Source organism: Paenibacillus sp. FSL R5-0912 (assembly GCF_000758605.1).
Classification (GTDB): Bacteria; Bacillota; Bacilli; order Paenibacillales; family Paenibacillaceae; genus Paenibacillus_AQ.
On record NZ_CP009282.1, the window covers coordinates 2344566 to 2358779 of the forward strand.

The following is a 14214-nucleotide window of genomic DNA, read 5'->3' on the forward strand; positions in this document are numbered from 1 at the left end:
GTAAGTGCAGAATGTTTTGCAAACGTTTGCGCAGAAAAGGAATGGATTTTGCGTAGGGAAGGGCAAATTCAGAGCATGATTTTTGTATTTTTCAAGGAGGATCGGAGTCAGTTGGGCCTGATAAGCCAACATTGCAGCAGACACCTGCAACCGGAGTTGGGGATTCTGCCGTTCATGCAGTTGAAGTTCATAACATTCATGGGGGGATTGACGGAATGGAATTTGCTTTACGGATAAAAAAGGCTTTTGCAATCTTGATGGTTATCGCTCTTGTATGCTCTGGCCTGGGCATAAACCTGCCCAGAGTCAGCGCAGAAACGACAAAGGTTGTGCTGGTTGGTGACCTGCAGAGTAAGTTCACGGGGCTGGATTCCGCTGAACCGAAAGATTGGAACGAGAAGTCTACAGTAACCCAAATGACTTACAGGGGGGAGGGGCTGTACACCTTCACCGGCATGCTGCCGCAGGGAACCTATCACTACAAAGTTGCCCTCAACGATGCCTGGACGGAGAACTACGGGTATGGCAGCTACACTAATCCAGCCGGGACGGAGGCGGGCGGCAACATTCAGATTACTTTAAGCGAGGATACAAGTGTAACCTTTTATTATAATGACATTACCAAAGCGATTGCAGATTCCACGTATTATTCACCGGTGCCTGCGGACCGTTTACCCCGGGTGACCGGCAGTCTGCAGACTGTGCTTGGAGACGAGCAGAATGATTCCCCGGCAGATGCCCGAACGCTGCTAACCGATCCGGACTTCAACGGGATCTATGAGCATACGGCCATGCTGCCCGCTGGTGATTATACCTACCAGATTTATCTCCCGGGAGCTGCACCTTCGGATGGAGTCGCCTATCCGGACACCGCGCAGGAGCTTAAGCTTCCCTCCGGGCTGCCGGTAACTTTCAAATACAATGCGCAGGACAACAGTGTCTCTGCCCATTACACGGTTCCTTCTGAACCGGGTACGGCCGTGCCTGTTCCAGCGGGACATATAAGAGTGCATTACCACCGTGCTGCCGGTGATTATTCCGGCCAGGCATTATGGACATGGGGCGATGTTGTATCGCCGTCCGTGAATTGGCCAAAAGATGCCGTTCCTTTCCCTGATGGACAAACCGATGCCTACGGCGCTTATGTCGATCTGCCTGTGAAGGATGTGGCGAAGACGATCTCGTTCCTCGTGGTAAACCGGACTACCGGGGTTAAGGAAATGGAGGACGGGGACAAAACTTTTAACATCAGTACTCCGCAGACCAATGAGATCTGGATCACGGAAGGCTCGAATAAAGTAACCCCTTATGAACCGGTGGAGCTTCCGGCGAATACAGTGCGGATTCACTACATGCGGGCCGACAACAATCAGAGCCAGTACGGCCTCTGGCTGTGGGATGATGTGGTGACGCCGTCTGATGTGTGGCCACGGGGCGCAACTCCTTTTGTACCGGAGAACCGGGATTCCTTCGGAGCCTATGCGGATATTCCGCTGAAGGAGAATGCCAAGACTATCAGTTTCATTGTTATGAAGCCTACAAACGGAGACAAAGACGGACCGGCGGGCAATGAGAACAAAAGCTTCGCTTTTCTGGACCGTTACAATCAGCTGTGGGTGAAGGAAAATGACCCGAATGTTTATACTTCACCTTTTGGCGAGACACCGGTCGGGCTGTTATCCGCGGATATATTGTCCGCAAGCAAACTATGGCTAGGGTTCACATTAACGGACGGACTTACGGCGGATGCACTAAAAACAGCCATTTCCATAAAGGATTCGGAAGGAGCCTCTGTTTCTGTTACAGGTGTGGCGGTTACCGGCACAACTTCGGTTGAAGTGACTACCGGTGCATTTGATCTGAAGAAAATCCCGCTGAGTGTAACGTATGCAGGTAAAACTGTATCCGCTTCCAGCGGATGGAGAATGATGGATGAGCTGTACAATTACACAGGTGACGATCTCGGAGCCACATACCATAAGGCCAGCAAGTCGGCAACTCTGAAGCTATGGGCGCCGAAAGCGAGCTCAGTGACTGCGGTTGTCTATGATAAAGCTGACGCTCATCTCACTGTAGGCCGCGCCGGGCTGACTCTGGGGGATAAAGGAGTCTGGACGGCGGAGCTGACTCCGGCTGATCTGACCGGTGCACCCGGCGCAGAGGATGTCAGGGACTTCTACTACCAGTATGAAGTGACCAATGAGGGAGTAACTAAGCAGGTGCTTGATCCTTATGCCAAATCCATGGCTGTATTCACCGTGAATACGGCAGGAGAAGCGGGCCCAGGCGGTGATACGGTGGGCAAGGCAGCCATTGTGGATTTAAGCGCTACGAATCCCGAGGGCTTCCAGGCTGCAGACATTGCCGGCTATGAGGACCGTGAAGACGCCATTATCTATGAGGCGCATATCAGGGATTTCACCTCCGATCCGGCAATCCAGTCGAGTCTCGGCGGGGAACGCTGGGGGTCTTATGCGGCTTTTGAGTCGAAGCTGGATTATATCAAATCCCTGGGTGTCACCCACATTCAGCTGCTTCCGGTGATGGCCTGGTATTACGGGGACGAAACCGGGATGGAAGACAGGGAGCTGGACTATTCAGCTCAAGGCAATGAGTATAACTGGGGTTATGATCCGCACAGCTATTTCTCTCCGGACGGGGCGTATTCCCGCAATCCGGCAGATCCGGAAGAGCGGATTAAAGAGCTGAAAGGCTTGATCGATGCGGTGCATGAAGCCGGGATGGGCGTCATTCTTGATGTTGTGTACACCCATATGGCCAAAAAAGAATTTCTGAATGACATCGTGCCTAATTATTATGCCTTCCAGGACCCGGCCGGGAACTTCATCGGCGGCTTCGGCAACAATCTGGCAACCAGCCATAAGATGGCCGAGAAGCTGATGGTCGATTCCGTGAAATACTGGTTCCAGGAGTACAAAATCGACGGGATGCGCTGGGATATGATGGGCGATGCCACGGCAGATGCGGTACAGGCTGCTTATGACGCAGCGGCTGCCATTAATCCCAAGGCCCTGTTCATCGGGGAGGGCTGGATTACCTTCGGGGGTGAGGCTTCGGATCCATCCCTCAAAGGCAAGGCTGCTGATCAGAAATGGATGGATAAGACGGACAGTGTCGGCGTGTTCTCTGATGAGTTCCGCAATGAGCTGAAATCCGGGTACGGCTCCGAAGGAGATCCGAGGTTCATTACGGGCGGAGCGCGCCCCTTGACGACGATCCTGAACAATATCAAAGCGCAGCCTTCCAATATTCCGGCAGATGATCCGGGAGATATCGTTCAATACATTGAAGCCCATGATAATCTGACGCTCCATGATGTCATTGCCCTGGCCCTTCACAAGAATCCGCAGAATCCGGCGAACGAGCTGGAGATTCAGAAACGGATCAGACTCGGAAACATGCTGCTGCTGACTTCGCAGGGAACCGCATTCCTGCAGGCAGGTCAGGAGTACGGGCGTACCAAGCAATGGATGGCTGCGGGGGCACCCGAGCAGAAATATACGGAAGTCCGCGATGCGGCTGATCAGTCTGTCAGTTATTTCATCAACGATTCATACGATTCTTCGGATGCGGTCAATGCCTTCGACTGGTCCGCAGCAACGGATGAAGTGAACTTTTCGGTGCAGAATGCGACCAGAGAATATACGGCCGGGCTGATTAAGCTCAGAAAGTCTACCAACGCTTTCCGGCTGGGCGACATCAGTCTTGTGAATTCCAATGTCAAGCTTATTGAGTCACCTGAAATGCAGAAGGATGATCTGGTGATCGGTTATTCAAGCAAGGCAACGGATGGAACCGGGATCTATTATGTCTTCATGAACGGTGACAGCAAGACAAGAGTTCTTACTTTGCCGGAGAACTTGAGTAACGGTACTGTGCTTGCCGATAATGACGAAGCCGGGACCGAAGCTATTTCTGCTGCGGACCAGAGCGGATTCAGCCTGACTGCGGATTCGATCACTCTCGACCCGCTCACATCTGTAATTATCCGCAAGGATGCAGCCGCAGCAGTAGTGTCTCTGCTGGAGACGGACCAGTCCAGCTATACGCTGAAGGAGGGGGCCACGCATCAGACTGTGGTCACGGCGAAATATGCGGACGGCACTTCAAGCAAAGTGACCGCCAGGGCGCTGTATGTATCCGATAAACCGGAAGTAGCCACAGTGACAAGCAAAGGGCTGGTGAAGGGGATTATGGCTGGAACAGCGATCCTTACCATTACCTATGGCGGCGTGTCCGCGAATGTGACCGTAGAAGTAACCAGCCCGCCGGTGGAAACCAAACGGTATGTGCAGTTCACTTACACCCGGGAAGACAGGATTTATAAGGATTGGAGTGTATGGCTGTGGTATACCGGGGCAACAGACGGTGAGGTGAAGCTCCCCGAGCCCGCAGGAGATTCAGCAAGCTCGACGGTTCTGATTGAAGTAGGCAAAGACGCAACCCAGGTGGGCTTTGTGCTCATAAAAGGTCTGGACTGGTCTGGCAACAAACAGGATATAGCGGATGACCGCTATATTGTTCTGACTCCCGGCGAGGCCTTTACCAAAGTCCGTGTAACCAGCATGGTCAAAGAGCTTGAAATCACCCCGGGCATCAGCGGTCCGCTGATGCAGGATGAAGCCATAACCTTCCTGTACCGTGATGACGAGCTGTTCCGCGGCGGCGATGTGTCTGCGATAACAGACATTAAAGTGAAGGTGAACGGCAAAGAATATCCGATGGAGTATGATCCGGCCAAGGAATGGTTCAGCTACCGGCTGAGCGGTCTGGAGGAAGGCATTTATAAGTATACCTTCATCGTAACCAAGGACGGAGTGACCCGCGAGTTCACCGACCCGCACAACACGGTGGGCGGGGAATCTTCCCTGTACTATCACAAGCCGGAAGTTAATATTACAGCAGAGGTCAATCCGCGGGCTGTAACCTCCAATGAGAATGCTGTGCTAACGGTCAAGGCTGTTGCGGCAGAGGAAGTGTCTTATAAGGAGGCTTATCTGGACCTTACTGCACTAGGTGGACCAGCCAAGGTCAAATTTGATACAGAGCTTATGCAGCAGACTATAGCGGTGAAGGATGAGGTACCGGCAGGTATCAAGAGCATTCCAATTGTCCTTGTGGACCAGTATGGCAATCTGCACAGACAGTCTGCTGAAATCGAGGTGAAAGCCAGAACCTACAGCGGTTCCAAGCTTGATTTCGACTGGGACGAAGCACGGATCTATTTCGCACTGACCGACCGCTTCAAGGACGGTGACCCTGACAACAATGAGAATGTGGACAAGGCACATCTTGAAGCCTATCATGGCGGCGATTTCAGGGGAATGATCGACAATCTCGATTATCTGCAGGAGCTGGGCATCAACACGCTCTGGATTACGCCGGTTGTAGATAATATTGATTTCAACCAGGGTGTCAGCTTCGGCGGCAAGCAATATGCTTATCACGGGTATTGGGCCAAAGACTTCACCAAGCTTGATGAGCACCTTGGAGACATGCAAACCTTCAAGGAACTAATTGAGAAGGCGCATGACAAGGGCATCAAGATTATGGTTGATGTAGTGCTTAACCATGCGGGCTACGGGCTGAAGGCAGATGACGACAATCCGGAGGTAACCGCTGAGGATAAGGCGCGTTTTGCAGGAATGCTGCGTACAGACGGCGTTCAAGCCGATACGGATGTCATCAAAGGCGAGCTCAGCGCCCTGCCGGACTTCAAGACGGAGGATCCTGCGGTACGTGAACAGATCATTGCCTGGCAGACAGGCTGGCTGGATAATGCCCGGACCGAGCGGGGAGATACAATCGACTATTTCCGCGTTGATACGGTCAAGCATGTGGAGGGCACAACCTGGAAAGCATTTAAAAATGCGCTGACGGCAATAGATCCGGGCTTCAAAATGGTTGGCGAATACTTCGGCGGAACCGCCGATAATGATGGCGGCATGCTGCAAAGCGGGCAAATGGACGGTTTGCTTGATTTTAGCTTTAATGATCAGGCCAAGCTGTTCGCAGAGGGTACCATTAATGCTGTGGATGCTTATCTGCAGGAGCGCGAAGCGAAGATCAGCAATACCGGGGTAATGGCACAATTCCTCAGTAGCCATGATGAGGATGGCTTCTTGTCAAATTACGTTGACGGTGACAAAGGTAAGCTCAAGATCGCAGCTGCGCTGCAGATCACGGCCAAGGGCCAGCCGGTAATCTACTACGGCGAAGAGTTGGGCCGGTCTGGGAAAAATGCCGGAGATATGGCAAGCGGCGAGTTCAGCGAGAACCGGGGCGATATGCCTTGGGAACAGCTCACTGCAGAGCAGGGACTTCATGATCATTATCAGAAGCTGCTGAACATTAGGGCCGAATATTCGCAGCTATATGCCAAAGGTATCCGCACCAAGCTTGCGGGCTCCGATGATCTGGGATATCTGGCCTTCAACAAGCAATACGGGAACGACAACGTGGTTACGGTAATCAACACGAAGAAGGAAGGTGTAAGTGCAGAAATTCCCGTTCCGTTTGCGGCATTGTCTACTGTAAGAGATGAGTATAGCGGCAAGCTGTACACGGTATCGGCTGCCCGGAAAGTAACGGTTGATCTACCGGGAAGAGATGAGGGCGGAACGGTGATTCTGGCGGCGGAGCCGGTTGTGGTACCCCCAACACCAACACCAACACCAACACCAACACCAACACCAACAGCGGAACCAACGCCAGCGGTAGAATCCGAAGCTATATCGGTTGTAAAGCCAACACCAACGGTAACGCCAGCTCCAACGGCGGTTCCGGCAGGTACACAGATTATAAGTGAGTCGGATCTTCGGAATGGCAAGGAGGGCAGAGTAGAGCTCAGTCTGGGACAGAGAAATACTTCGTTGCTGCTGCCGGTCCAGGCGGCTAAGCTGCTGGGGAATAACGGGCTGGTTATTCACTCGGAGGGGCTGTCCGTTACAATCCCGAATGCTGTGCTGGCTGATATTGGGGCCATGGTTACAGGTGCGGATGCAGAAAGTTCACATATCCTGATGGAGCTGAGTCCGCTTAGCGAAGCTGCAGCGCAGGATGCAGTCAAGAGATTCAGTAAGGAGAACACGGCTGCAACTGCTGTATCCGGGGTATACGACCTTAAACTGCAGATTATCAAAAAAGACGGGACCAGCCTAACTGTTACAACGTTCAGGCAGCCGGTTACTTTGACACTTAAGCTTCAGGGCAACCCGGTTAAGGATTGGACAGGTGTGTTCTATCTGGGAGATAACGGTGAGCTGAAGTATATTGGGGGCGAAGCGCAAGCGGATGGTTCACTTACTGCTGCAGTTACACATTTCAGCAAATATGCAGCACTTCAGATAAATACAGTGTTCAAGGATGTGCCGGATACCCACTGGGCTTCTGCTGCCATTAAATCACTTGCAGCCAAACAGGTGGCAACAGGGGTATCGGCTGCTGAATTTGAACCTGCAAGAAAGGTGACGCGTGCGGAGTTTACAGCATTGCTGATGCGTACACTCGGACAGTCAGGGGAAGGGGGAGCGATATTCGCTGATGTCCGGGCAGATGCCTGGTACTCCTCTTATGTAGCCGCTGCCGTCAAATCAGGCATTGTTAACGGGCGCAGCAGGACTGTCTTTGCCCCGGATGCTACTATCAGCCGTGAGGAAATGGCGGTGATGATTATCCGCGCTCTGGAATTCAAACAAGGCAAGCTCCTGGCTTCCTCAACAGGCCCGGCCTTATTCGCGGATGCCTCCAGTATCAGTGCATGGGCAAGTGCTTATGTGAAAGCTGCCGTAGAGCTGGAACTGGTAGAGGGCAGAGACCATCATCTCTTTGCGCCGCAAGGACCGTTGACCCGTGCAGAGAGTGCGCAGGTGATTTACAAGCTGCTCGGCAAATAGCGCGCGACGAATCAAATCAGAACGTAAACAGGGTATTCCGCAGGCCATAACGGCTGCGGAATACCCTGTTTGCTATGCCTGGAATATAACTCAATCCAATGAATGGAGCTTCTGAGAGGGTGGCTAGACCATATTAGCTTGCAGTACTGCATAACCGTAAGCCGGGAGCTTGAGCGACAGCTTGCCGCGTTCCGCGCGGAGCGGTTCGCCGGTGAACAGGTTCTCCCAGGAGCGTTCCTGTACGTCTACCCGGAAGGTCTGTGCGGTCTCTTCCGTATTGATCAGCACGAGAATAAGATCATCGCCCAGGCTACGTTCATAAGCCAGCTTGGTACCCCCGGGACCGGCTTCCAGGAACGTGAAGCTTCCTGTGCGCAGTGCCGGATGGCTGCTGCGGATCTCGATCAGCTTGCGGTAATAATTGAACAGGCCGCGGTCCTGCATCGCCGGATTCCACTCCATGCACTTGCGGCAGTCCGGGTCGCCATCACCATCCATGCCGATCTCATCTCCGTAATAAATGCAGGGGGTGCCCATGAATGTGAACTGGAACAGCGCAGCCAGCTTCAGCTTATTCTTGTCCCCGTCCGCGAGCGTCAGCAAACGCGGGGTGTCGTGGCTGTCCAGCAGGTTGAAGGCAACCTCGCTGGCCTGCAGCGGGTAACGCGACAGCTGTTTGCCGATGGAGTTGGCGAAGCCTTCCGCATCGAGTTTGCCATACACGAAGAAGTCGAGCACCGCATCCGTGAACGGGTAGTTCATCACTGCATCGAACTTGTCTCCTTCCAGCCAAGGTGCGGATTCATGCCAGATCTCACCGAGAATATAAGCCTCGGGATTCGCACGCTTCACCACCTTGCGGAAGTCGCGCCAGAATTCATGATCGACCTCGTTGGCCACATCCAGGCGCCAGCCGTCGATGCCGACCTCACGGATCCAATATTCAGCGACTTTCAGCAAATATTCCTTAACCTCAGGATTCTCAGTATTCAGCTTCGGCATCAGCGGCTCAAAGGCAAAAGCGTCATAATTCGGAATGTTATCCACGACCTGAAGCGGGAACTCACGGACATGGAACCAGTCTTTATAAGCAGAGGCTTCGCCCTTCTCCAGCACATCCACGAACGGGGCGAAGGTACGTCCAGCATGATTGAATACAGCGTCAAGCAGGACACGGATACCGCGTTCATGGCAGGCGTCGACGAGCCTTTTCAGCGTCTCCACATCACCGAAATGGGGATCGACCTGCATATAGTCTTCCGTATCATATTTATGGTTGGTGGTGGCTGTGAAGACCGGAGTGAAATAGATGCCCGTGATACCCAGCTCAGTAAGATGATCCAGATGGTCAATGACCCCCTGCAGATCACCGCCGAAGAAGTTATCAGGCTTAGGTGTGCCGCCCCATGGCTGTACATTGTCCGGATTCAGACTGGAATCGCCGTTCGCGAAACGTTCCGGGAAGATCTGATAGAAGACAGCATCCTTCACCCACGCCGGTGGAATGAACACGTCACCGCGGTTGATATAAGGGAATTCAAACAGCCGGTTTGGATTGGCGGGACGTTCGGTTTGGAAATCGCTTTCGGTCATCCAGATGCGCTCATGGCCCTTTTGCAGCAGAAAGCCGTACTTCAAACGGCGGTAAAGGGGGACGGACTCGCACTCCCAGTAATCGAACATCGCATCCGAAGTGAAAAGAGTCATAGGAATCAACTCCTTGGTGTTGTCCCAGGCGTACTTGTCTCCGGCCCAGGCGAACACCTCGGTCAAATCCCCCTTCTTGGCACGCAGACGCAGGTGGATCGTTTCATGATCGTAGGCATAAGACCAATTGAGGCGCGGACGATGATACACAGCTTCTAACAACATACTAATTCCTCCTAAGGTTTAGTGAACCAAACACCCCTGAATGACACCGGGCAAACCAGCGCTGGCTCCGGAAGCAAGCGTTTTTCAAACACAGCTCTATATCTGGCAAGTGCATGATTGCACAGCAACTGTGCCACAATCGCACGAATCATGCAGATTCTGCGCAGACCAAACAGGCACAACCGGCGCCGGGTAGCTTGTCCGAGGTTGTACCCAATTGAAGTAACATTGCCTTTGAATTATGTGAAGAACAGGGGCGTTCTTAATGTTTTGGATTATAGCATGGAATAAATTGAGGTTCAATACGTTTGTACAAACATTTGCACAAATGCCGTTAGGGAGGAAACCGATTTCCAAAGCTTGGAAAATGAGATTATCTGGTAATAAAATTGCACAATTCGCTAAAATACAACAAAAAATGCGGATTTTAAATTTTTATCAAATGATAAACAGAGATATTTAAAGAAATTCTGTGAAATTGAAAGAAAATAATTGATTATGTGTATAAAATGATTGAATTTGCTTAAATACACTCTGTGCAAACGTTTTAACAATCTTGCCCGCTGATGTATTATGAATTCAGGAATGAAGCGCTTTCTAAAACTTGGCGGAGCACATAAGGAAGGGTCAATTTGCAAAACATGAATTTTTTTTGAGTCTTCTGAAATCGTTTGCGCAAAGTCGGAGGCATCATGTTCAAATTAAGTGATATACAAATCGGGAGGGGTTAAAAGCAATGAATTTGAAAAAAATCATGGTTCTCACCGCATCGTTTTCTATGGCAATGTCGATTACGGCGTGCGGCTCAAACAACAATAACGGGGGAAATGCAGCAGCAACCAATGCTCCTGCGAATAACGCAGCAGCAACAGACAACGCTGGCACGAACGGCGGGAATGCTCCGGCAACAGATGAGATTGTGCCTGAAGACGGCGCATCACTGGTGGTCTGGGAGAGTAAAGAAGAAAGAGCATTTGCTGAAGAAATCGCCAAGCAGTTCACCGCGCAGTACAACGTTCCCATCAAAATTGAAGAGGTAGCACCGCCCGATCAGGTCGGCAAGCTGACACAAGATGGCCCGTCAGGTCTGGCTGCAGACGTTGTCCTCATTCCTCATGATAATCTGGGTAAGGCGGTAAGCGCGAGCCTGCTGCTTCCAAACGATATTTTCGGTGAGCAGACCAAAGCTGAGAACACAGAAGCATCCATCGTAGGTTCGTCCTATGAGGGTGAACTGTACGGTTATCCGAGAGCGGCAGAAACCTATGCGCTGTTCTACAACAAATCCCTGGTCAAAGAAGCACCTAAATCCTTCGATGATGTAATTGCCTTCAGCAAAACGTTCACTGATAAAGCCAAGAACAGATACGGAATTATGTGGGAAGTCGGCAATATGTACTTCAACTATCCGTTCATCGCTACAACAGGCGGTTACCTGTTCGGCAAAGACGGCACGGACAAAGACGATATCGGTCTGAACAATGAAGGCGCGATCAAAGGTCTGAGTGAATATGTAAAGCTGAAAGAAATATTGCCGATTAAGAGCGGCGACATCAACGCAGATATCAAGCGCAGCTTGTTCAACACTGGTGATGTGGCCATGGACATCACTGGACCTTGGGAGCTTGCCGGTTATAAAGAAGCGCTGGGAGACAACCTTGGTGTCGCATCGATTCCTACCATCGACGGCAAAACGGCAATTACTTTCTCCGGGATTAAAATTTTCGGAGTCAACGCTTATAGTCAGTATCCGAATGCGGCTAAATTGTATGCCCGCTTTGCTTCCGGCAAAGACGCTCAGCTGACATTGAACAAATTGGTCGGTTCCGTGCCTACGAACAACGAAGCGCTGCAGGATGCGCAAATCACCGGCGACCCGTTCATATCCGCTTTTGCTGAACAGGCCAAGAACTCCCAGCCAATGCCTTCGATTCCTGAAATGGGTAACGTATGGAGCCCGGTAAATGCGGCACTTCCTGAAATTTGGGATAACAACGCAGATCCTAAGGCAGCTATGGACAAAGCAGTAGAACAAATTAAGGATTTGAATAACGGGGCATCTGCCCAGTAAAATCAGCTCTCCGGCAGTGTAATCATCAGCTGCCCTTGAGGCAACAAACAACCATCAACACACAGTGGAATCAAATCGCCCGCCGCATAGCTCGCGGCGGGCAGTTTCCTGAATTCCGCGCGGAGAGGAGAACGGAAGGGAAATGCAGCGATACAAAGCTAGAGCCGCAGTACTGTCGGCCATTTTTATGGGATTGGGACAAATATATAACCGCCAATTCATCAAAGGGCTTATTTTCATAGCTGTAGAAGCAGGCGCACTATTCTATTTCATTACCAATTTGGGCAGGGCCTTCTGGGGCATCACCACACTCGGGGAATCTCCAAGCCGCCTTGAAAAGGTAAAGGGCATTGCCAAAATGGTTCCCGGTGATCATTCCATCGTCATTCTGATTGAAAGTCTGATTACCCTGCTGTTCTTGGTTTTATTCCTGATTGTCTGGTACATGAATATTAGGGATGCCCTTAAAATCGGAGCAGAACGCGAAACCGGTCGTCCCTCGAATACTTTCAAGCAATCCGTACGCTATATTCTGGATTACAAATTTGCCCAGAGCTTTTTGCTGCTTCCGGGTATCGGTATTTTGTTCTTCACCATCATGCCGATTATTTTTATGATCATGCTGGCCTTCACTAACTACGCCGCACCCGATCACATCCCGCCGGCCAGGCTGGTGGACTGGGTAGGCTTTGAAACCTTCCGTAACCTGCTGGTGCTGAAATCCTGGAGCCAGACCTTTTATGGAGTACTTACCTGGACAATTATCTGGGCGGTTCTATCGACTGTAACTACTTACTTCGGCGGGATGCTCGTTGCCCTGCTGATCAACCAAAAGGGGATCCGCTTCAAGGGACTATGGAGAATGATTCTGATCATCCCCTATGCCGTGCCGCAGATGATCTCCCTCCTGCTGATGCGCAACCTGTTCAACGGACAGTTTGGCCCGATCAACCAGTATCTCGGCTACTTCGGACTTGGCGGACTGCCATGGCTGACTGATCCGTTCTGGGCGAAGGTCACGGTTATCATCGTCAACATGTGGGTCGGTATTCCGGTATCTATGCTGCTCATCATGGGCGTGCTGACCACAATCCCGCGGGATATGTATGAAGCAGCCGAAGTGGACGGGGCTACGAATTATCAGAAGTTCCGGATTGTCACCCTGCCGATGATTCTGTTCTCTACCGCGCCAACGCTGATTATGCAATTTGCCGGAAATATCAACAATTTCAACGCGATCTACCTGCTGACCGGAGGCAGTCCGGTGAAAGGTGACTATCAGTATGCCGGGTCAACGGACCTGCTGGTAACGTGGCTGTATAAGCTGACGCTGGATCAGAATAAGAATAATATGGCTTCTGCAATAGGCATTATACTCTTCATCATTGTTGCCGGGTTCTCCCTGTATAATTACCGCCGGACCAAATCATTCCAAGAGGAGGATATGATTCAATGATCATCGGACGCAAGCTTACGGGCTTTATTCGTTTGGGCCTCAGCTACATCATTCTGGTTATCCTGGCGATTGCAGCGATCTATCCGGCACTCTGGATTCTTCTGGCATCCTTCCGTCCGGGCAAATCCCTGTACAGCAAAACGCTGATTCCCGAACATTTTACACTGGCTCATTACAAAGAGTTGTTCACTTCACCGGTCTATATGTTCGGAACCTGGTACGCGAATACGCTCAAGATTGCCGTGTTCTCCATGCTGATCGGCGTGGTGCTGACGCTTTTGACCAGTTACGCCTTATCCCGGTTCCGGTTCAAAAGCCGCAAGACGACCATGTCAACCCTGCTGATCCTCGGGATGTTCCCGGGCTTCATGAGTATGATTGCGATCTATCTGCTGCTGAAGGAGTTCAATCTGCTGGATACCCATCTGGCATTGATTATCGTGTACGCTGCCGGAGCACCGCTCGGAGGGACATTGATTGCCAAAGGCTTCCTGGATACGATTCCGCGTTCGCTGGATGAAGCCGCGCGGATTGACGGGGCGAGCAACTTCGGGATATTCACACGGATTATCCTGCCGCTGTCCCGGCCGATGATCACTTATATGGCACTGACCCAGTTTGTCGGCCCATGGGTGGACTTCATCTTCGCCAAGCTGATTCTGCGGACCAAGGAGAACTGGACCGTCGCGGTCGGAATGTGGGATATGGTCAATACGATGCAGAATTCCAACTTCACGCTGTTCGCAGCGGGTGCAGTATTGATCTCTGTACCGATTATGATTCTGTTCGGCTTCCTGCAGCGCCTGCTTGTTGATGGACTGACCGCAGGGGCTAGTAAGGGGTAAAGATTTAGAGATTAAGGAAATAAGAAATACTGATGTCATTATGAATAACAGGTG

General features: G+C 51.4%; 5 protein-coding genes. 4 read left to right on the forward strand and 1 reads right to left on the reverse strand.

What is annotated here, in order from left to right; all coding sequences use genetic code 11:
• The first annotated feature begins 215 nt into the window (after positions 1-215).
• On the forward strand, positions 216-7916 hold the full coding sequence (locus R50912_RS09840) for a pullulanase (protein ID WP_042242019.1): 7701 nt from the start codon (positions 216-218) through the stop codon (positions 7914-7916).
• Positions 7917-8039: 123 nt separating this feature from the next.
• On the opposite strand, the gene R50912_RS09845 is transcribed toward R50912_RS09840, so the two are convergent.
• The gene (locus R50912_RS09845) at positions 8040-9788 is read right to left on the reverse strand and encodes an alpha-glycosidase (RefSeq protein ID WP_042234398.1); all 1749 of its coding nucleotides are present in this window, start codon (positions 9786-9788) and stop codon (positions 8040-8042) included.
• A 736-nt stretch (positions 9789-10524) separates the two neighbouring features.
• On the opposite strand from R50912_RS09845, the gene R50912_RS09855 reads away from it, so the two are divergent.
• The 3 genes from R50912_RS09855 (at position 10525) to R50912_RS09865 (ending at position 14160) form a co-directional block, all read left to right on the forward strand.
• Positions 10525-11859 carry a sugar ABC transporter substrate-binding protein gene (locus R50912_RS09855; RefSeq protein WP_042234403.1) on the forward strand — a complete coding sequence of 445 codons (1335 nt, stop codon included), beginning with the start codon at positions 10525-10527 and terminating at the stop codon, positions 11857-11859.
• 142 nt (positions 11860-12001) lie between these two features.
• Positions 12002-13315, forward strand: a complete 1314-nt coding sequence (locus R50912_RS09860) for a sugar ABC transporter permease (protein ID WP_042234405.1) — start codon at positions 12002-12004, stop codon at positions 13313-13315.
• Positions 13312-14160 (forward strand): sugar ABC transporter permease, encoded by an 849-nt coding sequence (locus R50912_RS09865; RefSeq protein WP_042234407.1) that lies wholly within the window; start codon positions 13312-13314, stop codon positions 14158-14160. The genes R50912_RS09860 and R50912_RS09865 overlap by 4 nt, the downstream gene beginning before the upstream one ends.
• Positions 14161-14214 lie beyond the last annotated feature (54 nt).